We start from the raw sequence: 21,285 nt of genomic DNA, 5'->3' as shown, positions 1-21,285 counted from the left end.
GGCAGGGGGGCGTAGCCTGTAGCTGCTTCCAGGGCGGAGGTCCGACCATGGTCATGTACCATCAGGACAATCGGGACTTGCAGGACGCCTTCGGCACGAGGCGCCTCGCCGACCGGTTGGAAGAACGCATCCGCCGATCGGCCTTCACCGACGACGATGCGGCCTTCATCGCCTCCCTCCGCTTCTTCTTCCTGGCGACGGCGACGGCGGATGGCCGGCCCGATTGTTCCTTCAAGGGCGGCGATCCGGGCCTCGCGCGGGTGGTGACGCCCGACCTGCTGGTCTTTCCCGACTATGACGGCAACGGGATGTTCAAGAGCCTCGGCAACATCCGCGCCAATCCCCATGTCGGGCTGCTGTTCATCGGCATGGAGGACAAGCCGCGCCGGCTACGGGTGAACGGCACGGCGCAGGTGGTGCTGGACGACCCGCTGCTCGGGGAATTCGAGGGCGCCCAGGCCCTGGTGCGCGTGACGCCGGAGGACATCTTCCCCAATTGCCCGCGCAACATCCCGCGCCACCAGGTGGTGGAGGAAAGCCCTTTCGTCCCCCGCTGCGGCGTCGATCGCGTCGAGCCGGCCTGGAAGACCTTCGAGATCTTCGCGGATGTCGTGCCGCCAAGGCACGCGTAAGACAACGTGCCGCCAAGGCACGCGTGAGGCCGGCCGGTCAGGTGGCGCGGCCGTAGCCCGCGAATTGCGCGGCGGCCTCGGCCAGTTCGCGCTTCTTCAGCAGCACGGGCTTCAGCCCCGCGGCCAGCAGATCGAGATACTGGCCGGCGAGGTTCTCGACCTCGAATGCCAGGGTGAGCGCTGCCGCGAGCGTCGTCCCGCTGGCGACGACGCCATGGTTCGCGAGCAGCACGGCCCGGCGGTCGGCCAGCGCGGCGACGCAGTTGCGCGCCAGGGCCTCGGTGCCGAAGGTCGCGTGTTCGGCGCAGCGGATCGGCCCGCCGGCCAGCAGCACCATGTAGTGGAAGGGCGGGATGCCGCGGCGCGCGCAGGACAGCGCGGTGGCGCGCGGGCTGTGGGTGTGGACGACGGCGCCGGCGTCGGGTCGCGCGGCGTAGATGGCGGCATGCAGCCGCCATTCGGACGATGGGCGGTGGGGTGCGCCGGGCGCCGTCACGCCATCTGCATCGACCTTCACGATGTCCGCAGGCGTCATCTGCGCATAGGGCAAGGCTGCCGGCGTGACGAGGAAGCCGTCACCGTCGCGGATGGAGATGTTGCCGGATTTCGACGGCATCATGCCCGCGGCGTCGAGGCGCTGGGCAGTGGCGACGATCGCCTCGGCGGTCATGTGAGCGAACGGAGGATGATCGTCTGCAGGGTGAAGCAACTGGTCGCCCCGAACAGGCACGGATGAAACCCGCGGACCTGACGCCAGGCCTCGGGCGCGAGGTCGCGCGGCTGGCCGAACAAGTGGAGGCGCGTGGACCAGAGCCTACGCCACCCGACGATCTCCACCCCATTCGCCACTGACACGGCCGTCGTCGCCATCATAGTGAACGCCGTGATGAGCATCGCGAAAGTCAGGATGGTGACGAAGTCCCTCACATCGTCGCCCCAAGCACCCAGGGTGCGAATTCCGACGCGCCGAAGCCCATCGCCTCGCTTTTCGTCGGCTCGCCCGATGCCGTGCGCAGCATCAGCTCGAAGATGCGCTGGCCGCACTGCTCCACCGTCTCCTCGCCGCCGACGATGGTGCCGCAATTGATGTCCATGTCCTCGGACAGGCGTTCATACATCGCGGCATTGGTCGCGAGCTTGATGGACGGCGCCGGCTTCATGCCGAACACGCTGCCGCGCCCGGTGGTGAAGCAGACGAGGTTCGCCCCGCCGGCCACCTGTCCCGTCGCCGCGACGGGGTCGTAGCCCGGCGTGTCCATGAAGACGAAGCCCTTGGCGGTAACCGGTTCGGCATAACGATAGACATCGACCAGGTTGGTCGTGCCCGCCTTCGCCATCGCACCCAGCGACTTCTCGAGGATCGTCGTCAGCCCGCCCGCCTTGTTGCCCGGCGATGGGTTGGCGTTCATCTCGGCACCCTCGCGCGCCGTGTAGTCCTCCCACCAATGCATCACGTCGACCAGCTTCTGCCCGACCTCCTGCGACACGGCACGGCGCGTCAGCAGGTGTTCCGCGCCATAGGTCTCGGGGCTTTCGGACAGGATCACCGTGCCGCCATGCCGCACCACGAGATCCGAGGCCGCGCCCAGCGCCGGGTTCGCGGTGATGCCCGAATAGCCGTCCGATCCGCCGCATTGCAGGGCGACGCAGAGTTCGCTCGCCGGCACCGGCACGCGCGTGACCGTATTGGCCTCGGCCAGCACCTCCTTCACGAAGCCCAGGCCCTTCATCACGGTGGACCGTGACCCGCCGCTGTCCTGAATGTCCATGGATCGCAGCCGCCCGGTGAGCTTCTGCTCCTCCAGCATCGGGCCGAGCTGGTTCACCTCGCAGCCCAACCCGATAGCGATGACATGGGAGAAATTGGCGTGCCGCGCGAAGCCCGCGAGCGTGCGGCGCAGCACCCGCAACGGCTCGTCCATCGTCATGCCGCAGCCGGTCTTGTGCGTCAGCGCCACCACGCCATCGACATTCGGCCAGGCGTCCAGCGGGTCGTGACCGGTGATCGGGTTGCGCTCGAACTGCCGCGCGATCAGCTCCGCCACATGAGCCGAGCAGTTCACCGAGGTGACGATGCCGATGTAGTTGCGCGTGGCGACGCGCCCATCGGCGCGGCGGATGCCCATGAAGGTCGCGGGCGCATCGACATACGCCGTCGGCTTCGCATCCACGCCCCAGGCATAGTCGCGGGAGAAATCGCCCATTTCGCAATTGTGGGTGTGCACCCAGGCGCCGGGTTCGATCGCATCCGTCGCGAAGCCGATGATCTGACCGTAGCGGCGGATCGGTTCCCCCTTCGCATGGGCGCGCACCGCCACCTTATGCCCGGGCGGGATGCGCCGGGCGCCGACGGTCACACCCGGCGACACCTCGGTCCCGGGCTGCAGCGGCTGGCGCGCGATGACGATGCCGTCCTCGGGGTGCAGGCGGATCACGGGGGGCAGGGTTGCGGTCACCATCACGTCATCTCCCTTGGGCAACCCCATCCTAGCCGAGCGAGGGCGCCGCGCGACCCTGCCCTTGCAACGGAACCGCGGCGGGTGCATGCAGGGCCTGGACACCTTGGGGAGCCCCATCGGGGGCTGAGAGGCGGGCTTCACCCGCGACCCATGGAACCTGATCCGGTTCGGACCGGTGTAGGGAACGGTGCCATCCGTTCGTCCGCGCGTTCAGCCCGTCCGGGGGCCGTGCGCGCGGTCGCGTGCGGGCCGCCCGTTCCCCATGCCGGCATGGAGGAACGAAGTGATGCATCGCCGTTCGCTGCTGGTTGCCGCCATCGCCGCGCCGCTCGCGCGCCCCGCCGCCGCGCAGGACGCCCGCGCCCGCACCCTGCGTTTCATGCCGCAGGCCGCGCTTGCCTCGCTCGACCCGGTGTTCAGCCCGAGCACCATCATCACGACCCATGCCTATTGCGTGTTCGACACGCTCTACGGCGCCGACCGGTCGCTGACCGCGCGCCCGCAGATGGCCGAGGGGCACACCATCTCCGAGGATGGCCGCACCGTACGCATCCGGCTCCGCGATGGGCTGCGCTGGCATGATGGCGAGCCGGTCCGTGCCGCGGACTGCGTCGCCTCGATCAAGCGCTGGGGCAGCCGCGACGGGTTCGGGCAGTTGCTGCTGCGCGCGACCGATGAATTGTCCGCCGCCGAAGACCGCACTATCGTCTTCCGCCTGAAGCGCCCCTTCCCCGCGCTGTTCGACGCGCTGGCCAAGCCGGGGTCCTCCCCCTGCTTCATGATGCCGGAACGCATCGCGTCGCTGCCCGCCGACCGTCCGCTCGGCGTCGAGCACATGGTCGGCTCCGGCCCCTGGCGGTTCGTTGCCGCCGACTACGTCCAGGGTGCGCGCAGCGGGTACATCCGCAACGACGCCTATGTCCCCCGCAGCGAACCCGCCGAGGGTGCCACTGGCGGCAAGGTCGTGAACTTCGATCGGCTGGACCTGGTCTGGATCCCCGATGGCGGCACCGCCGCAGCCGCGCTGCGCACCGGCGAGATCGACTGGATCGAATACCCGCTGCCCGACCTGGTGCCGGTGCTCGACCGCGACCGCCACACGAAGACGCAGATCTACGACCCGAACGGCTTCCTCGGCTTCCTGCGCTTCAACCACCTGCACAAGCCCTTCGACGACGTGCGGGTGCGCCGGGCCGTGCGCGACGTGATCGTGCAATCCGATTTCATGGCCGCGGTGGCGCTGGAAGGCGACTGGCAGGAATGCCACGCCATGTTCCCCTGCGGCCTGCCCGGCGTGATGGAATTCCCCCCTGCCCCACGCGGGGAAGCCGCGATGGCCGGTGCACGGGATGCGATCCGCGCGACCGGCTACAACGGCGAGCCGATCGTCCACATCAACCCGTCCGACTTCAACGCGGTGACGCAGCAGGGGCGCCTGACCGTGGAGTTGATGCGCCGGCTCGGCGTGAACATCCAGCCGGTGGAGTCCGACTGGGCCTCGATCCTCGGCCGGCGCAACAACCGCAACCCGCCGGCGCAGGGCGGGTGGAACCTGCACAACACCAACGGCCCGGCGGCGACCATCGCCAACCCGGCAGTGTCCTTCGCCATTCGCATGAACGGCGCGGCCGCCTGGCCCGGCTGGCCCGAGGATGCGGCGGTGGAGGAACAGGTGCAGGCCTGGGTCGATGCACCGACGCTGGAAGCCCAGGCGGTTGCCATGCAGCGGCTGCAGGAACTGGCCTGGGATGCCGTGCCCTTCGCGCCGACCGGGCTGTTCCGCCTGCGCACGGCCTTCCGGTCCGACCTGACCGGCGTATTGCAGGGGCCGAACCCGTTCGTGTGGAACCTCAAGCGGGGGTGAAGGCTCCGGCGGCTGCCGTCACGCCACCCCCAGCCATCGCCGGCACTTCGGTCCGATGCACTGCATCGGACCGGGAGCGCAGGTTGCGACCGTGCCCAGCCGCCTGAGGCCGGAAAAACGGCCTCAGCAGCCGCCCGTCACCGGCTCCAGCTTCACCATCCGTCCATCGACGGCGAACTCACGGAAATCCATCAGCATCTGGTCGGCGACGCCGTTCTCCCAATAGCGCAGGGAGACCTCATAGGACGGCGTCGTCGCGCCGCCGCCCTGCTGCTGTGCCTCCCGGTCAAAGAAGGCGATGCGCATGCGCACCGACCCCAGCGGCGACAGCATCGGGAACTCCGGCGTATCCCGCGGGCCGTCCCAGGCGGACAGCACCGTCGTCGTGTCCTGCGGCCCGTCCGAGGACGTGCCGTCGAACAGCGGCCCGACCACCAGGCGCTGCCCGCGGCGCCCCGCGTTCAGCGTGATGATGGTGTGCGCATTCGGCAGCATGGTGCCGGGGGCGAGGCGCTCCTCCTTCACCTCCGGTTCCGTGTAGCGGACCACACCGGAACCATCGGCGTTCAGTTCCGCCTCGCCGGCGATGCGCTGCGTCACCGCGCCCTGGGTCAGCTGCGTCAACGTGAAACGCAGGCGCCGCCCGTCCTTGGTCTCGAAGGTCGAGTAATCCGAGGCAGTCTCGATCTCCGTCCCCTCGCGGTCGGTCAGGGTCAGGGTGAAACGCTGGCGCGTCGCCCAGCCGTCGCAGGCATCGACCAGCTCGTAGATCATCCCGCCCTGGGCGGAGGCGATGTTGCCGGGGTCGCGCTGCGGCGCCAGCGTCAGCCGGTAGGCCGCCCGATGGGCGGCGAGGTGCCGCGCCTCGAGCGGCTGGCCCTGCGGCACGGCGGTCGCCGCACCGGGGGCCGCCGGCGCCTGCTGCGCGCCGGCAGGCGGCATCCCGAGCAGCGTGCCGAGGACGAGGGCGGTCGTGAGCGTCAGCCGCATCGCGGGCTCTCCTGCAGCGGGATCAGGGAGGTAATCTAGGCCGTCTTGGCCCCCGGCGCACCCTTCGCGGGCGGCAGGTCGAGCTTGATGTGCAGTTCCTTCAGCCGCGCCGCGGGCACCGGTGCCGGCGCCTGCATCATCAGATCCTCGCCCTGCTGGTTGAGCGGGAAGAGGATGACCTCGCGGATGTTCGGCTCATCGGCCAGCAGCATGACGATGCGATCGATGCCGGGTGCCGAGCCGCCATGCGGCGGGGCGCCGTAGCGGAAGGCGTTGAGCATGCCGCCGAAGCGGTCCTCGACGTCCTGCGCCGTGTAGCCGGCGATCTCGAAGGCGCGGATCATGATGTCGGGGCGGTGGTTGCGGATGGCGCCCGAGGACAGTTCCACCCCGTTGCACACGATGTCGTACTGGAACGCCTTGATGTCCAAGGGGTTCATCGTGTTCAGCGCCTCCAGCCCGCCCTGCGGCATGCTGAACGGGTTGTGGCTGAAGTCGATCTGCTTGGTGTCCTCGTTCAGCTCGTACATCGGGAAGTCGACGATCCAGCAGAAGCGGAACTCGTCCTTGGCAATCAGCCCGAGTTCCTCGCCGAGGCGCGTGCGGACCTTGCCGGAGAACTTCGGCGCCTCGTCCTTCTTGCCGGCGGCGAAGAAGACGGCATCGCCGGGGTTCAGCCTGCAGGCGACGCGGATGGCTTCGACGCGATCGGCTTCGAGGTTCTTGGCGATCGGCCCCTTGGCGCCGTCGGTGGCGAACTGGATGTAGCCGAGCCCGCCCGCGCCCTCGGCGCGCGCCCATTCATTCAGCTTGTCGAAGAAGCCGCGCGGCTTGTCGGCAGCGCCCGGCGCCGGCACGGCACGAACGATGCCGCCGGACGCGGCGATCTTGGCGAACAGCCCGAAGCCCGAGCCAGCGAAATGCTCGGTGACATCCGTGATCTTGATCGGGTTGCGCAGGTCCGGCTTGTCGGACCCGTATTCCAGCATCGCCGTGTCATAGGCGATGCGCGGGAACGGCGCGCCATACACCTTGCGGCTGCCCGCGAACTCCTCGAACACCCCGGCGATCACCGGCTCGATGGCGGCGAAGACGTCCTCCTGGGTGACGAAGCTCATCTCGAAGTCGAGCTGGTAGAACTCGCCGGGCGAGCGGTCGGCGCGAGATGCCTCGTCACGGAAGCAGGGCGCGATCTGGAAATACCGGTCGAAGCCCGCGACCATCGCAAGCTGCTTGAATTGCTGCGGCGCCTGCGGCAGCGCGTAGAACGTGCCGGGATGATTGCGCGACGGCACCAGGAAGTCGCGCGCGCCTTCGGGGCTGGACGCCGTGAGGATCGGCGTCTGGAACTCGGTGAAGCCCTGCTCGATCATCCGGTGGCGGATGGAGGCGATCACGCCCGCGCGCAGCAGGATGTTCTGCTTCTGCTTCTCCCGGCGCAGGTCCAGGAAGCGGTAGCGCAGACGCAGATCCTCGGGGAATTCCTGCTCGCCCGCGACCTGGATGGGCAGCACCTCGGCCGCCGACTGCACCGCGATCTCATGGACGCGGATCTCGACCGCGCCGGTCGGCAGCTTGTCGTTGATGGTGCCCGCCTCGCGCAGCACCACCTCCCCGGTCACGGTGATCACGCTTTCCGGGCGCGCCGCCTCGGCCGCGTCGAACACGATCGACCCGGACGGGAAGACGCATTGCGTCAGGCCGAAGCGATCACGCAGGTCCACGAACAGCAGCCCGCCATGGTCGCGCTTGCGATGCACCCAGCCGGACAGGCGCACGGTCTTGCCGGCGTCGGAGGCGCGCAGCGCGGCGCAGGTATGGGTGCGATAGGCGTGCATGGGCAGTGCTCGGATACGATGGAGGGCCGCGCAAAGGGACCGACCGACCGCGCCATGTCAAGCGCCGGACGGGCACGAAGGCCGTTTGGGCCGGTGCTGGCCGGCCCATGACCTGGGCGGCCGTCAGGCGCTGGCCGCGTCCAGTTCAGCCATGTCGGCGGCCGACAGGTCCAGCCCTCCTGCCACGGCCAGCTCCGCCAGTTGCTCGGGGCTGGTCGCACTGGCGATCGGCGCCGTGATGCCCGGCCGGGCGATCTGCCAGGCGAGCGCGATCGCAGCCTGGCTCACGCCGTGCCGCTTCGCCGCCGCGTCCACCGCCGCAAGGACCGCCATCCCCTTGTCGGTCATGTGCTTGGCCACGGACCGTTCGCCACGCACACTTTTCCCGAGATCGTCCCGGGTCCGGTACTTCCCCGTCAGAAACCCCGAGGCGAGCGAGGAATAGGTGATGATCGCGACCTCCTCCGCCCGGCACAGCGGCAGCAGCCCGGCCTCGATGCCGCGATCCATCAGGTTGTAGACGGGCTGGTGGCTCTCGAAGCGCGGCAGGCCCTGCGCCGTACTGACCTCCAGCGCCGTCTTCAGCCGCGCCGCGGTATAGTTGGACGACCCAATGGCGCGGACCTTCCCCGCCTTGATCAGCGCCTGGAAGGCGCCGAGCGTCTCGGCCAGCGGCACGCTCTCGTCGTCCTTGTGCGCCTGATACAGGTCGATCCGCTCGATCCCGAGCCGCTTCAGGGAATCCTCGCACGACTTCGCGATCCAGGCCGGCGACAACCCCTTGCCCTGCCCCGGCATCTCCATGCCGCATTTGGTCAGGATCAGCACCTTCTCGCGCACGCCGGGCCGCGCCTTCAGCCAGGCGCCGATGATCGTTTCCGATTCGCCACCCTTATGGCCCGCCACCCAGGCGGAATAGACATCGGCCGTGTCGATGGCGACCAGGCCTCGTTCCACACAGGCATCGAGCAGCCGGAAGGACATCGCCTGGTCGGCCGTCCAGCCGAAGACATTGCCGCCGAACACCACCACCGGCACCGAGAGCCCCGACCGGCCGAGCGCACGCATCCGCATGGGAAATCCCCTCCTGACCAGGCCCCAGGATGCGCCGCCGGCCGCCGTCCGGCCAGCCCCGCCCGGGCTTCGCCTTTCCCTGGCCCGCCGCGGGGTCTAAACGTCATGCGATGAGTCGTCGTTCCGCCGCCACCGCCGCAACCCCCGGCGAGTCGCCCGCCGTCCTGATCACCGAGACCGAAGGCCTGGCCGCCCTGTGCGCGCGCCTCCGGTCCGAGCGCTTCGTGACCGTCGATACCGAATTCATGCGGGAACGGACCTATTGGCCCGAGCTCTGCCTGGTGCAGCTCGCCGGCGACCATGAGGTCGCGGCGGTCGACGCCCTCGCCCCCGGCCTCGACCTCGCCCCGCTCGGGGAATTGCTCGCCGACCCGGCGGTGACCAAGGTCTTCCACGCCGCCCGGCAGGATGTGGAGATCTTTCTGCTGAAGTTCGGCGCGGTGCCGACCCCGCTGTTCGACACCCAGGTCGCGGCCATGGTCGCGGGCTATGGCGACCAGGTCTCGTACGACGGGCTGTGTCGGTCCCTGGCCGGGACGCAGATCGACAAGGCGCACCGCTTCAGCGACTGGTCGGCCCGGCCGCTCTCGGCCGCGCAACTGGCCTATGCCGTGGCCGACGTGACCCATCTGCGCAAGATCTACACCGCGCTCGATGCCCGGCTGCGCCGCGAAGGCCGCCTCGCCTGGGTTGCGGAGGAGATGGGCGCGCTGGCCGACCCTGCCACCTACCGCCAGGACCCCGAGACCGCCTGGGAACGCCTGCGCCCGCGCACCGGCAACCGGCGCTTCCTCGGCGTGCTGAAGGCCATCGCCGCTTGGCGCGAGCGGGAGGCGCAGCGCATCAACATCCCCCGCCAGCGTCTGGTGAAGGACGAGACGCTGCTCGAAATCGCCGCGACGACGCCCACGACGGCCGCCGACCTCGCCCGCGCGCGGGGCATCTCCGAAGGCTTCGCCAAGGGGCGTTCGGGTGCCGGGCTGCTCGCTGCCGTGGAAGCCGGGCGCGAACTGCCCGATGACGCGCTGCCCGAGGCCCCGAAGGACCGCGCCGGCCCGCCCGCCTCGCCGGCCCTGGTCGCGCTGCTCAAGGTGCTGCTGGCGGCGAAGAGCGAGGAACACGACGTCGCGCCGAAGCTGCTCGCCAGCAGCGACGACCTCGATCGCCTGGCCAGCGGTGACGGCAACGAGGTGCCAGCGCTGCATGGCTGGCGGCGGGAAGTCTTCGGCGAGGCCGCGCTGGCGCTGAAGACGGGGCGGCTGGCCCTTGGCGTGGACGGCAAGCGGGTGAAGCTGATCCCGGCGGGATGAGCCCTGCTACTGCGGCGCCCCGGCCCGCAGCGCCGCGCGCAGCGCCTCGGCCCGCGCATCGTCCAGCCCGGCATGGGCCGGGGTGAAGAAGCGCCGATCGGGGGTGAAGATCAGATAGGCCATGGCCTCGTTCATCATCACCTCCTCCAGCGTCGGGTCGTAGCCCTCGCGCTGCAGGAAGGCGCGGAAGCGGGCGCGTTCATCCGCGGTGAAGACCTCCCGCCACACGCGGCCGACATGGGCGGCGAAGGCGGGGACGGTGAAGAAATGCCCGTGGCCGATCTCATGGTGCAGGATGGCGCCGCGCATGGTGGCATCCACCTGGCCGCCGATGCCGGGGACGGAGACCAGCGCGAACTCCTCCTCCGGCACGATGGCGCGGATCCGGGCGACCTGGTCGCGCAGCCATGCCTCCTCGGCGGTCAGGGCAACGCCGTCGCGTGCGGCAAGGGCGAAGAAGCGCTCAAGGTCGCGCCCCCGGTAGTTGTGCCCGTAGTAGTAGGTGGCCGCGGTCTCCCCGCTGCGCGCGATGGCGGCGGCGAGCGCGGCATCGTCCAGCACCAGGTCGCGCGGCGTCCCGGCCTTCTCGACCAGCGCCGCGACGCGGTTCAGTGCGGCGCCCTGGCGGTCGAGCCCCGGAAAATCGGCAACGAAAACATGGGGATTTTCGGCCAGGCGAAACAGCGTCGGCTCGGCGGCGCGATGGTCGCGGATCGCCTCCGCCGAGGCCACGGTGATGCGCGGTGTCGCCGGCCGGACGATCGGTGCCGGCGGTGGGGCGAGGACGACGGTGTCCGGCTTGGGTGGTGGTTCGGCCGGCCCGGGCTGCAGCCAGAACCAGGCGCCGGCGCCGATGCCGGCCAACAACACCGCTGCGCCCGCCGCGACCAGCGCGACGGAACGCCGCCCGGCGCCCGCGGAAGCAACGGGCGGTGGCGCCGCCGGTGCAGCCGGGGCCGGGCGTTCGAGCCGGACTGTCTCGTCCCGATCGACCACGCCGTGGCCGTCAGCTGCCGATGTTGACCACCTGCACGCGGCGATTGCGCGCGTTGGAGGTCTGCGGCGGCGTCGGCACCAGCAGTTGCGTCTCGCCCAGACCGACCGCGACCAACCGGTTTGGGTCCACGCCGAACTTCGCGATCAGGTATTCGCGGACCGCGGCGGCGCGGCGTTCCGACAGCGCTTGGTTCATTGCGCCGTCGCCGACCGTGTCGGTGTGGCCCTCGATGCGGAAGCGGAAGGCGGCGAGGTCCTGCGAGGACAGCGCGCGGCCGAGCGGCGCGAGTGCGCGCTCCGCCTCCTGCGTCAGCATCCAGGAACCGGTGGCGAAGGTGACGGTGATGGACGCCGAGGGCGCATCCGCGGTCGTCTCCCGCACCGGTGCGCGTGCCGCGGCCGGGGTCGGACGGGACGTCGCCGTGGTCGGGTTCGCCGTCGGTGCGCCAGGACCGGCGACCGATGCGGCCGGCGGCGCAGCCTGGGGCTGACCAAAGACCGGGGCGGGCTGCACCGGGGCCGGCGCGGCGGGCGCGCCCTCCACATTGCCGGGCACGCGGATGCCGCGGGTCTGGCCACCGGCCTGCGGGCGCAGCCGTTCGATCAGCTGCAATGCAGCGGGATCGGTCTGCGCCTGCACGGCTGGGGCAGCGGTGACGAAGGCCAGCGCGGCGGCGCCAGCAAGAAGCAGCGAACGGGTCATACTTGGCCCTCCTTGGATACGACCATGAGTAGCATGCGTGGCATCGTCGCGCATCCGAAGTGGTTCACAACACCCCCATGCCGTGCCAGGCGGACAGGCGCAGCGCGAGCAGCCTTTCGATCGCGGATGTCGCATTGGCCATGGCTTCGGGCGGCATGTCGGGACCGACGAGCCGTGCGGCGATGGCCTCGGGCTCGGCCGGCGCGCCCTTCTGCAATTCGACGATCACGGCAAGGTCCGACGGCGAGGCGGCGATGGCGCTGCCAAGGGCGGGGACCACCGCGCCCAGCACGGCGCCGCTGCCGCCACCCTCGGCCGTGTGGCTGGTGATCAGCGCGTCATTGCAGCGCGCGGCGCGGGCGGCGGCGGCCGGGTCGCGGGTGATCGGGCGCCACAGCGGCTGCGCCGCGCTGCTTTCGACCAGCATCAGCCCGATCTCGGCCAGGCTGAGGTCGCCGAGGCCGGGCAGCGCCGCCAGTTCGGCCAGGGTGCGCGGCCCGTCGGCCAGGGCGCGGGCGAGGATCGCCTGATGCTCGTCCTTTAGCGTCGCCTCGCCGGAGGAGGTGTTGACCGAGGTGTCGATCAGCCCCGGCGCCATGGCGAGGGCCACCGGGATATCCGCCAGCGCATTCGGCCTGGCCGGGCGCCGCCCGCGCACGAAGATGTCGGCGCGGAAGCGGCGCTGGAGGAACATGTCGGTCAGCGTCTCGCGGTGAAGGCCCGGCGGCGCGTTCTCGATCACCTCGCGCTGGGCCGGTGACAATTGCAGCGAGGGCAGGCTGCGCGATGGGTTGGCGCTGCCGGCGAATTCCAGGCGCGCGGGCAGCAGCGCCCGGGCCAGGTCCACGTGATAGACCGGCCGCCAGAAGGAGGTCAGCCATTCATGCACCATGTAGGACGGTGAACGCCGCGCCGATTCGATGACGTGCTTGAGCACATGCTCGTTCGGCAGGTTGTAGGCGCCGGCTTCCTTCATGGCCTCGATCGCCGAGATCGCCATGGCGCCGCGCTCATAGGGCGTGCCGCGGGGGTCGCGGGCGGCTTCGTCGATCAGCCGCTGCATTACCAGCGCGTCCGAGAATCCGGGCAGCGCGTTGTAGCCCATCAGCACGATGCCGCCCGGCTTCAGCCGGCCTTTCAGCAGACGCACGATGCCGTCCCGCACCGCATCGGGCACCCAGGTCCACACGCCCCAGATCACCACGATGTCGAGCTCGGGCAGTTGCGCCGCGAAGCCAGCCTCGTCCAGCTCCGCCACGTCCATCTCGAGGAAACGGACGTTGTCGAGACCGGCCGCCGCCGCGCCTTCCCGCGCCTCGACGACATGCACCGGCTGCAGGTCGACCCCGATGACGTCCCAGCCCGGATTCGCCGCCGCCAGCAGACGCGCGGTGACGCCCCGCCCGCAGCCGATGTCGAGGACATTCAGCCGGTCGCGGTCGGCCGGTTCCCAATGGGTGTCGGCCAGCGCCAGGTTGAAGTGCAGCCGCGCCGGCGATGCCTCCGACTGGAAGGCCGTCACATAGCGGACATCGGCTGCGCCATAGCGCGACTTGGCGTCACTCATATCTTGTGTCCCTCAAACGCCGGGCGCCGCCCGTCCGGGCGGCTTGGCTTGCGCGCCCTGCACTGGTGCGCTGGCGGCGGCGGGTGGTCTGGGCGCGGTCGCGCTGTGCGCTTCCGGTCCGATGCGGAGCATCGGCCCGAAGGCGGGCGGCAGTCGCACGCGAACATGTCCCGGCGGCTTGGCTTCGCGCCGGATGGTCGCGCTCCGATGCGCGGCAGCGGGTCGTTGGTGCTGCCCCCATCGGTGGGCCGACCGGGGTCACATCACCTCCCGCGGTTCGAACAGCGCGTCGCGCGCATCGCCGCGGCGCGGCTTCGACGCCCCCATCCAGGACGTCCAGCCAAGCCGCGAGGTGCTGCCAAGCGCGCCCGCGGGAACATCGTCCGCGCGCAGCACCAGGTTGACGGCGAAGGCGGTGTCGGGGCCGACGAACAACCGGGCGAGCTGCGTCACCCGCTGCCAGGCCGGCGTGCCGGGCAGCAGCGAATCGAAGGCGGCGCGGTCGAGCGGCCCGAAGCGGACGATCAGCCGCGCCTGCGGGTCCCACACCTGCGCCCCCGCGGTGGTCGACACGCCAAGCGCGCAATGCTGCGGCGCGCCGCGCCCCTTCGGCATGCGGCTGCGTTCTTCCTCCGGCAGGCGGATGAAGCCACCCGCGAATTCCTGGATCTCGACGCGCAGGCCTGTCTCGGCCTCCAGCATCGCGCGCAGGCGCTCGGCGCTGCGGGTGCGGGCGGCGAGGTTGCCGGCATGGAACAGCAGTGCCGATTTCGGGATGCGCGTGCGCATCTCGAGATGCGGCGAGCCCATGCCGATCGCCGCCGACAGCACGCGCTCAGCCGGTTCGGGGTTGCGCGTCGGCCGGTACTTCGATCCCGCCTTGGCATGCAGCCCGGTGACGCGGCGGCCCAGCATGTCGAGGAAGACATGCAGCGCGAGGGAACGCTTGCGTTGTTCGGCGGCGACCTGAGCCGTGTGGTGGCGCGGCAGCACACCGCCGGCGCCGATCAGGCCGAAGGTGCCAAGGGTGAGTTCCCCCTGCTCCGGCTTCGCCGCCAGCACCGCGCCGGCCGGCATGGCGAGCCGCGCGGAACTGCGCAGCACCAGCGCCTCCGGCTCATCCGGCGGGAGGCCGGCGGCGTGCAGGGCGATGGCGGTGGCCTGGTCGATGTCGAAGCGGGTCGGCTCCCGCTTCAACCGCTCGATCGGCGCGACCGGCGTCAGGGTCGGCGACAGCGGCGGCTCCGGCGCCGGACGGGCCTCGGCCGCGGCCTCGGGCGTGGCGACCGCGAGGTCGGCGACATCGGGGATGGTCTCGGCGATCGGCTCCGGACCGGGCGGGGCGGTTTCGCTCACAGCAGGGTCCGCGTGCCGCTACGTGGGGCGAAGCGCGCCACCACCCCGGGCCTGCCACGCAGGGCGACCAGGGTGCGGGAGAAGGCGTTGACCGAGACCTGCAGCGCGAGGAAGCGCTCCAGCACCTGGGCGAGCGGATACAGCCCCGCCGCCTGCCACGCCTGCGGATCGAAGGTGAGCGTCACATCGAGCCCGCGCGCGAAGGCGCCGGCCCGCCCGCCGGGCAGCCGCGCCACGCCGGGTCGCGTATCCACCGCTACCAGGGCCGCCAGCGCGGCGCGCGTCTCCGCCGTGTCGCGCAGATCGTGCAGGCGCAGGATTTCGCGCAGCGCGGCCGCGCCCCCATCCCCGCCCGTCACCGACAGGTGGTTGAGCGCGAGGTGAGAGATCAGCCGCCAGGCGCCGCGGTCGTTCAGCCGCGGGCGCAGCGTCGGCGTGGGCGGCGAGATGCAGTCCACCATCGACACCGGCGAACCGCCCTGCGCCACGCGCAGCCGCGGCTGGCCGGCGCCGAAGGGCAGCAGTGCCGGCAGGTCGCGGTTGCAGCACAGCGCCTCGACGGTCAGCACACCCTCGGCGACCTGGGCCGGGTCGAACTCGGCGTCGCGTAGCTCGATCCAGGTCTGGGTGCCGGTGACCGGGGGCGTCGCGCCGCGGCGGAAGGTGACGTAGTTGATGTCGGCGAGCAGCGTCTCGTCACCCTCCGCCCGGCCAACCCGGTAGAAGGGCAGCACCGTGCGCCGGCGCCCATCGGCGCGGCTCTCGCGCACCGAATCGACGGCGTAGATCTCGAGCGCGCCGGGACGGCGCGCATCTGGCACCACCATCCATTCGGATTGCGTGCCGTCGAGGCCGATCGGTTCGCAGCGCTGCGGGAACAGGTTGATCGCAGGCGTGCAGCCCAGCGCGACATTGTCCACGCCGACCGACCGTTCGAGCTCCGGCATGGCGCGGGACAGATAGACGAAGATGTCGAGCTTGTCGGATTCCTGCAGCAGGGTCCGCGCATCCAGCCCGTTGAGATCGAGGTAGAGGAACTTCTCCGGGAAGGCGAACCACTCCGTCAGCATGCGGTAGCCGGCGAAGGAGCGGTTCGGCCAGGGCAGCGCCGCTTCCTCGGCGCTGAAGCCGCCGGGGGAGAGCGCATCGGCATCGAGCAGCGTCGGGCGCGGATCGACCGGGCTGTCGGCCAGCGCGAGCCCGAGCGTCGAGGTGCAGAGCAATTCGTGCAGCAGCGCCGCCTGCGCGCCGACGCCGCGCAGGTGCAGGCGCAGTTTGTCGAGGCCGAGCTTCGCGAAGGTCAGTTCCGGCGTCGTGGTGCGCAGCGTGATGCGCAGCACCCCCAACGCGCCCTGCACGCGGTTGTTGACCGGCGCGGTGATCGGCAGGCCCGACAGGCGGAAGGATTCCACCGTCACCGGCCAGACCGTGGCGTCGTGGCAGGTGGTGAAGCGGACCGGCTCGCCGCGCACCGGCTCGGTTTCCACCATCAGGCCGCGCGGCACGCGGGTCGGCCCGGTCGCTTCCGGCGGTGCCGAGAGCTTCAGCGTCGTCATCGACGGCACGGGTGCGAGCAGATGCGGCGCCAGCATCTCGAGCAGCGTCTCGCTGAACTCGGGCAATTCGTCGTCGAGGCGCTGCTGCACCCGCGCGGCGATGAAGGCGACACCTTCGAGCAACCGCTCGACATAGGGATCGTCCACCGCCTCGGCGGTCACGCGCAGCCGGGCGGCGACCTTCGGATAGGCATCGGCGAATTCACCGGCGAGCTTGCGGATCGCGCGGAGCTCGCGGTTGTAATAGGGGAGCAGCGATTCAGACATCGCTCAGTCCTCCCGCACCGCGACGTCGAGCGTGGTCGGGCGCACCAGCGTCTCGAAGGAGATGTGCTCGGGCACCGGGTCGGTGCGCAGCACCGCTTCGATGCGCAGGCGCAGGACGCGGTCGATCGATCGGCCCTCATTCTTGTGGAGTTGCACCTTCACCCCGGTCAAGCGCGGCTCGAAGCGGGTGATGGTCGCCTGGATCTCGCGCGACAGGGCGGCACGACGCTCCTCCTCGGTGAAGGAACCGGCGGTCGGGTCGGGCACGCCATAGCCGATCGGCGACATGGACAATTCGGTGAAGCCCGGCGGCGGGGGCAGGCGGCGGCGGCGCGCGTTGAGCAGCGCCTCGAGATCCCGGCGCACCGCGGTGCGCAGCAGGTCCACCGCGACGGATTGCGACAGCGGCGGATCGCGCGGGCTGTCCGGGTCGGCATCGAGCAGCCGGTCGAGCAGCGGCAGCCGGATGCGCGGGCTCGATCGGTTATCGGACATTATTCATGCCTCAAACGCCGGCGCCGGCATCCGCCGGCTTGGCTTTCGCGCCCTGCACTGACGCGCTGGCGGTGGAGGGTGGTTTGGGCGCGGTCGCGCTGTGCGCTCCTGGCCCGATGCCAGGCATCGGGCCGAAGGGGGTCGGCGGTCATGTTGGAATCCGTCCGGCCGCCTGGCTTTCGCGCCCTGCGGCAGCCGCCGTTGGCGGCCTGGGCACGGCCGTGCCGTACGCCCGCGACCCGATGCAGGACATCGGGCCGGAAGGGCGTCGCGGTCGTGGGCGTAGGCCTGGTCAATCGAAGGTAATCTCTGTGAGTTCGGCGAGCGTCTTCGCCTCCTCGCCGATGAGGAATTCGCGCATGCCGAGGCCGCGCACTAGCCCGGCATCATCCTGCCATTCCGTCCCGCGGCCGAGCCGCAGCGGGTTCGGCATGTCCTTCGCCGTCCAGGGATAGACGGTCGGCATGTAGACGACACCCTCCTGGCCGTCCTTGGTCTCGATGGTGCAGCGGCGCCAATAGAGGTCGCGCGGTCGCTTGGGCTCGTCGAAGGACAGCGCGCGCAGGCGCTCGACCGGCACCCACATGTATTCGCCGCCGGCGGTGTGGATCTCGATCATGGCGGCCAGCACGTCATCGGCGTCGCGCAGGTCGTCGAAGGCGACGCCGTCCACCTTGCCCGGCACGCGCGGGCGCAGCGATTCCACCTCGGCCCCCGCCGCGGCCGCACCGGCATGGTCGCCGCCGCGCAGCAGCGTCACCGCCCGCGCCGCGGCCTTCTGCGCCTCGGTCGGATCCTCACCCTGGAACTTCGGCACGCGGCCGTCCCGGAAGACCTGGTGGCGGACCACCTCGGCGCGCAGCAACTGGCGGAACTCCATCACGGTCGGCGACGGGTTCTCCTCGATCACCGCATCGAGGGAACGGTCCGCGCGTTCGAACTCCCCGGCGAAAAGGAGCATCTCGGCGAGCAGCCAGCGCGCCCCCGGCTCCCGTGGATTGGACTTCACCGTGGCGATCGCCGCCGCGACCGCTCCCTCGATGTCGCCTGCCTTGAACGCCTCGCCTGCCGTGGTCATGCCGCTTGCCTCGCCGCCTGGAGATCCGTCACGAGGCGGAAGGCCGCCCCCACCTCGTCCAACTGGTAATGCGGCTGCAACAGCACCGTGCAGCCGAAGACACCGGGCTTGCCCGGTTTCTCATGCACCTCGACCCGCGCCTCGCGCAGCGGATAGCGCGCGCCGGAATCACCGGCACCGCCCGCCGAGATGTTGGTGAAGCCCTGCAGCCAGCGCTGCAGCCGTATCTGGATGTCGTCCGCCGTCTGGAAGGACCCCACCATGTCGCGCCCCATCAGCTTCACGCAATGGGCGAAGCGGCTGACGCAGAGCATGGCATTGAACTGCGCCGAGAGGCGCTGGTTGGCATTCGCCGCCGCCGCCGCCGCCGTCTCGCCCTGCATGCGGGGCGGGCGATGGATCGACGGCGTCGCCGCGAAGGACGCCTCCGGCAGCAATTCGAGCCCGATGAAGGGAATGAAGCCGGCCTCGACCGCCTGGCGTTCCTGGTCGTCGGTCAGCGCGACCTCGACCGGCGGGCGCAGCGTGCCCGAACGCGGGTCGCCGGACAGGCGTTCGGCTGGCAGGTCCTCGATCACGCCGCCGGAGGCCTCGGCCGCGATCGTCGCGCCGCGCACATCGGCGGGCCAGGACGCCTTGGCGAAGGCCCGGATGGCGGCAGCCGCGAGGCCATAGGCCGGGCTGGTCCAGACGCGCGCCTCCGGCCCCGGCGCGTATTCGCGATAGCGGAAGCCATCGGCGCGGGTCGCGTCATCGGGCCAGGGCGCGCGGCCGAGCGCGCGCGGCAGCACGACGGAGAGAAAGCGGCTGTCCTCCCGCCCCTGCAGCGAACGCCAGCGGGTGCGGTCGGCGGCGCGCAGCACATCGGTCAGGTCCGCTGCCGCACCCACGCCGGCCCAGGTGTCGAAGCCAAGCAGCGCGGGATGGGCCGCGATCGCCGCCGGCGCGAAGGCCGCGGCGGCGACGCCGGCCAGGCCGTCGAGCCCGGCGATGTCGTCGGTCGGGCTGCCGGGTCCGGGTGCGTGGCGCACCTCGTAATCAGCGACCAGCATGCCGAAGGGCTCGCCGCCGGGGGAGCCGAACTCGCCCTCATACACCTGCTTGAACAGGACAGACTGGTCGAATTCGATGGCGCGTTCGAAGTCGCGGCAGATTTCCCCCCAGCGCGCGACGAAGATGCGGATCTTGATGCGTGCGCCGAAGGGGACGCGATCGACCAGCCAGTCCAGCGACCGCCAGCCGCCTTCCAGCCGGCGCAGCCGGTCGTCATGCAGCACGGTGTCGAGCTGGCTGCCGATCAGCCGGTCGAGCGCGGCGATGTCGCGATCGACGGCTTCCTCCAGCCGGGCGATGGCGTTGGCGCGCCCTGCCTTGCTGCCGTCATGGGCCGTGATGTTGGCCAGCCGCGGCCCGAACCAGGCGCGGATGGCCTCGACGGGCGATCTCTCGACCAGGAAGGCCGAGAGCGCTTCCGCCCCCCCGGCCGCGGAGCGGCCGAGGAAGTTCCCGGAGAGGACCTGTGCGCGCAGCGGCACCGGCGGGTCGGTATCGGGCGGCTGTGGCACCACGCCGCATTCCCCTTTCCGCCCCGCCGTTGCGTCAGGCCTTCTGCGGAATGCGCGCGACCATGCGCATGGAGGTCGAGAGTTCCTCCATCTGCAGCCACGGGCGGAGATAGGCGACGGCGTTGTAGACGCCGGGCTTGCCCGGCACCTCCTTCACCTCGACCTTCGCCTCCCGCAGCGGGTAGCGCGCCTTCAGGTCCTGGCCGGCATTCTCGTTGGCGTTGACGTAGTTCTGGATCCAGCGGTTCAGCCAGATCTCGACATCCGTCGATTCCATGAAGGAGCCGATCTTGTCGCGCGCCATGACCTTCAGGAAGTGCGCGAAGCGCGACGTCGCCATCAGATACGGCAGGCGGGCGGAGATCGCCGCATTCGCCGTCGCTTCCGGCCGGTCGTACTTCTTCGGCTTCTGCACGGACTGCGCACCGAAGAACACGGAGTAGTCGGTGTTCTTGTAGTGGCAGAGCGGCAGGAAGCCGAGGCCCGAGAGCTCCGCCTCGCGCCGGTCGGTGATGCCGATCTCGGTCGGGCACTTGGTGTCGCTGTCGCCATCGTCCGAGGTGAAGACGTGGGTCGGCAGGTTGGACACCTTGCCACCGCCCTCCGCACCGCGGATGGCGACGCAGAAGCCATACTGCGCGAAGGCGTCGGTGAGACGCGCGCCCATGACGTAGGCGGCGTTCATCCAGCAGTAATGCTCGTGGTCCATCGCCTTCGGCTTGCCGTTGGCGTCGTAGGGCGCCTCCTCATAGGCGAATTCCTCCACCGGGACGGTGGCGGCGCCATAAGGCAGGCGCGCGATGGTGCGCGGCATGACCAGGTTGAGGAAGCGCGCATCCTCGGTGTCGCGCAGGCCGCGCCACTTGGTGTACTCGGCCGTCTCGAAGATCTTGGCGAGATCACGAGGCTTCGACAGCTCGCGATAGTCGTTCATGCCGAACATTTGCGCGGAGGCCGCGGAGATGAAGGGCGCGAAGGACGCCGCCGCGATCGACGACATCAGGCGCAGCGTCTCGACGTCGTCCGGGTGGGACGTCCACTCGTAGTCGCCGATCAGCGAGGCGTAGGGCTCGCCGCCCGGGGTGCCGAACTCGTTCTCGTAGATCTTCTTGAAGAGCTGCGACTGGTCGAATTCGACGGCACGCTGCAGGTCGCGCGACAGCTCGCGCTTGCTGATCTGCAGCAGGCGGAGCTTCAGGGACGTCCCCGTCTCCGAGTTCATCACCAGGTAATGCAGGCCGCGCCAGGAGCCTTCGAGCTTGCTGAAGCGCTCATTGTGCATGATGGCGTTCAGCTGCTCGCTGACCTTCTGGTCGATCGCGGCGATGGCGCGATCGAAGGTCTGCGACAGGTTACGGCTGAAGGTCACGGTGCCCTTCAGCGCTTCCTCGGTCAGCGCCTTGATCAGGTCCTGGGCGCGGTCGCGCTCGGTCTGCTTGGTGGCGCCGATGACCTGGTCGAGAAGGCCAAGACCGCCTTCGGCTTCCGTGGTCGTCGTGCTGCCGGCGGGGGCCGACTGGGTGCCGCTCATGCGT

Annotated in this window: 17 protein-coding genes and 1 riboswitch; of the genes, 3 read left to right on the top strand and 14 right to left on the bottom strand. The window is 70.4% G+C overall.

The window, feature by feature from the left end:
- The first annotated feature begins 47 nt into the window (after positions 1-47).
- A complete protein-coding gene (locus tag AC2YHJ_RS24715) occupies positions 48-632 on the top strand; it encodes a pyridoxamine 5'-phosphate oxidase family protein (protein ID WP_487398846.1) in 585 nt (194 codons plus the stop codon).
- A gap of 37 nt (positions 633-669) precedes the next feature.
- Here AC2YHJ_RS24715 and AC2YHJ_RS24710 read toward each other — a convergent pair whose 3' ends face one another.
- Positions 670-1,302, bottom strand: a complete 633-nt coding sequence (locus AC2YHJ_RS24710) for a class II aldolase/adducin family protein (protein WP_487398845.1) — start codon at positions 1,300-1,302, stop codon at positions 670-672.
- A 253-nt stretch (positions 1,303-1,555) separates the two neighbouring features.
- On the bottom strand, positions 1,556-3,091 hold the full coding sequence (locus AC2YHJ_RS24705) for a UxaA family hydrolase (RefSeq protein WP_487398844.1): 1,536 nt from the start codon (positions 3,089-3,091) through the stop codon (positions 1,556-1,558).
- Between the two features lie 94 nt (positions 3,092-3,185).
- A riboswitch (TPP riboswitch) is annotated at positions 3,186-3,293 on the top strand.
- 84 nt (positions 3,294-3,377) lie between these two features.
- Between AC2YHJ_RS24705 and AC2YHJ_RS24700 the strand changes: the two genes are divergently transcribed.
- Positions 3,378-4,955, top strand: coding sequence for an ABC transporter substrate-binding protein (locus tag AC2YHJ_RS24700; protein WP_487398843.1), 1,578 nt, complete (start codon positions 3,378-3,380; stop codon positions 4,953-4,955).
- A gap of 123 nt (positions 4,956-5,078) precedes the next feature.
- Here the strand turns inward: AC2YHJ_RS24700 and AC2YHJ_RS24695 are convergent, their stop codons facing one another.
- From AC2YHJ_RS24695 to AC2YHJ_RS24685, 3 genes are all read right to left on the bottom strand, one after another.
- On the bottom strand, positions 5,079-5,945 hold the full coding sequence (locus AC2YHJ_RS24695) for an EipB family protein (RefSeq protein ID WP_487398842.1): 867 nt from the start codon (positions 5,943-5,945) through the stop codon (positions 5,079-5,081).
- A 35-nt stretch (positions 5,946-5,980) separates the two neighbouring features.
- Entirely contained in the window at positions 5,981-7,783 is a 1,803-nt protein-coding gene (gene aspS / locus AC2YHJ_RS24690) for an aspartate--tRNA ligase (RefSeq protein WP_487398841.1), read from the bottom strand.
- Between the two features lie 123 nt (positions 7,784-7,906).
- Positions 7,907-8,857, bottom strand: coding sequence for an aldo/keto reductase (locus AC2YHJ_RS24685; RefSeq protein ID WP_487398840.1), 951 nt, complete (start codon positions 8,855-8,857; stop codon positions 7,907-7,909).
- 110 nt (positions 8,858-8,967) lie between these two features.
- Between AC2YHJ_RS24685 and rnd the strand changes: the two genes are divergently transcribed.
- On the top strand, positions 8,968-10,167 hold the full coding sequence (rnd, locus tag AC2YHJ_RS24680) for a ribonuclease D (protein ID WP_487398839.1): 1,200 nt from the start codon (positions 8,968-8,970) through the stop codon (positions 10,165-10,167).
- A gap of 6 nt (positions 10,168-10,173) precedes the next feature.
- Here rnd and AC2YHJ_RS24675 read toward each other — a convergent pair whose 3' ends face one another.
- The 9 genes from AC2YHJ_RS24675 to tssC (AC2YHJ_RS24635) form a co-directional block, all read right to left on the bottom strand.
- Positions 10,174-11,163 (bottom strand): hypothetical protein, encoded by a 990-nt coding sequence (locus AC2YHJ_RS24675; RefSeq protein WP_487398838.1) that lies wholly within the window; start codon positions 11,161-11,163, stop codon positions 10,174-10,176.
- Between the two features lie 10 nt (positions 11,164-11,173).
- A complete protein-coding gene (locus AC2YHJ_RS24670; RefSeq protein WP_487398837.1) occupies positions 11,174-11,866 on the bottom strand; it encodes an OmpA family protein in 693 nt (230 codons plus the stop codon).
- 64 nt (positions 11,867-11,930) lie between these two features.
- The gene (locus AC2YHJ_RS24665) at positions 11,931-13,433 is read right to left on the bottom strand and encodes a class I SAM-dependent methyltransferase (protein WP_487398836.1); all 1,503 of its coding nucleotides are present in this window, start codon (positions 13,431-13,433) and stop codon (positions 11,931-11,933) included.
- A gap of 258 nt (positions 13,434-13,691) precedes the next feature.
- Entirely contained in the window at positions 13,692-14,789 is a 1,098-nt protein-coding gene (gene tssG, locus AC2YHJ_RS24660; RefSeq protein WP_487398835.1) for a type VI secretion system baseplate subunit TssG, read from the bottom strand.
- The gene (gene tssF / locus AC2YHJ_RS24655) at positions 14,786-16,612 is read right to left on the bottom strand and encodes a type VI secretion system baseplate subunit TssF (RefSeq protein WP_487398834.1); all 1,827 of its coding nucleotides are present in this window, start codon (positions 16,610-16,612) and stop codon (positions 14,786-14,788) included. Before tssF ends, tssG begins: the two co-directional genes overlap by 4 nt.
- Positions 16,613-16,615: 3 nt before the next feature.
- On the bottom strand, positions 16,616-17,107 hold the full coding sequence (gene tssE / locus AC2YHJ_RS24650) for a type VI secretion system baseplate subunit TssE (RefSeq protein WP_487398833.1): 492 nt from the start codon (positions 17,105-17,107) through the stop codon (positions 16,616-16,618).
- A 292-nt stretch (positions 17,108-17,399) separates the two neighbouring features.
- Positions 17,400-18,185 (bottom strand): type VI secretion system accessory protein TagJ, encoded by a 786-nt coding sequence (locus tag AC2YHJ_RS24645; RefSeq protein ID WP_487398832.1) that lies wholly within the window; start codon positions 18,183-18,185, stop codon positions 17,400-17,402.
- Entirely contained in the window at positions 18,182-19,750 is a 1,569-nt protein-coding gene (gene tssC / locus AC2YHJ_RS24640; protein ID WP_487398831.1) for a type VI secretion system contractile sheath large subunit, read from the bottom strand. Before tssC (AC2YHJ_RS24640) ends, AC2YHJ_RS24645 begins: the two co-directional genes overlap by 4 nt.
- 34 nt (positions 19,751-19,784) lie before the next feature.
- A complete protein-coding gene (gene tssC, locus AC2YHJ_RS24635; protein WP_487398830.1) occupies positions 19,785-21,281 on the bottom strand; it encodes a type VI secretion system contractile sheath large subunit in 1,497 nt (498 codons plus the stop codon).
- Positions 21,282-21,285: the final 4 nt, after the last annotated feature.

The organism is Roseomonas sp. SRI_022 (genome assembly GCF_057586215.1).
This window is presented reverse-complemented; position numbering and strand designations above follow the sequence as displayed.

What these genes read in the sequence shown, in the direction of transcription:
- AC2YHJ_RS24665 (WP_487398836.1), bottom strand. Translation starts at nt 13,433, where the DNA reads ATGAGTGACGCCAAGTCGCGCTATGGCGCAGCCGATGTCCGCTATGTG.
- AC2YHJ_RS24695 (WP_487398842.1), bottom strand. Translation starts at nt 5,945, where the DNA reads ATGCGGCTGACGCTCACGACCGCCCTCGTCCTCGGCACGCTGCTCGGG.
- AC2YHJ_RS24710 (WP_487398845.1), bottom strand. Translation starts at nt 1,302, where the DNA reads ATGACCGCCGAGGCGATCGTCGCCACTGCCCAGCGCCTCGACGCCGCG.
- AC2YHJ_RS24705 (WP_487398844.1), bottom strand. Translation starts at nt 3,091, where the DNA reads ATGGTGACCGCAACCCTGCCCCCCGTGATCCGCCTGCACCCCGAGGAC.
- tssE (WP_487398833.1), bottom strand. Translation starts at nt 17,107, where the DNA reads ATGTCCGATAACCGATCGAGCCCGCGCATCCGGCTGCCGCTGCTCGAC.
- AC2YHJ_RS24700 (WP_487398843.1), top strand. Translation starts at nt 3,378, where the DNA reads ATGCATCGCCGTTCGCTGCTGGTTGCCGCCATCGCCGCGCCGCTCGCG.
- rnd (WP_487398839.1), top strand. Translation starts at nt 8,968, where the DNA reads ATGAGTCGTCGTTCCGCCGCCACCGCCGCAACCCCCGGCGAGTCGCCC.
- AC2YHJ_RS24645 (WP_487398832.1), bottom strand. Translation starts at nt 18,185, where the DNA reads ATGACCACGGCAGGCGAGGCGTTCAAGGCAGGCGACATCGAGGGAGCG.
- AC2YHJ_RS24670 (WP_487398837.1), bottom strand. Translation starts at nt 11,866, where the DNA reads ATGACCCGTTCGCTGCTTCTTGCTGGCGCCGCCGCGCTGGCCTTCGTC.
- AC2YHJ_RS24685 (WP_487398840.1), bottom strand. Translation starts at nt 8,857, where the DNA reads ATGCGGATGCGTGCGCTCGGCCGGTCGGGGCTCTCGGTGCCGGTGGTG.
- AC2YHJ_RS24715 (WP_487398846.1), top strand. Translation starts at nt 48, where the DNA reads ATGGTCATGTACCATCAGGACAATCGGGACTTGCAGGACGCCTTCGGC.
- tssC (WP_487398830.1), bottom strand. Translation starts at nt 21,281, where the DNA reads ATGAGCGGCACCCAGTCGGCCCCCGCCGGCAGCACGACGACCACGGAA.
- aspS (WP_487398841.1), bottom strand. Translation starts at nt 7,783, where the DNA reads ATGCACGCCTATCGCACCCATACCTGCGCCGCGCTGCGCGCCTCCGAC.
- tssF (WP_487398834.1), bottom strand. Translation starts at nt 16,612, where the DNA reads ATGTCTGAATCGCTGCTCCCCTATTACAACCGCGAGCTCCGCGCGATC.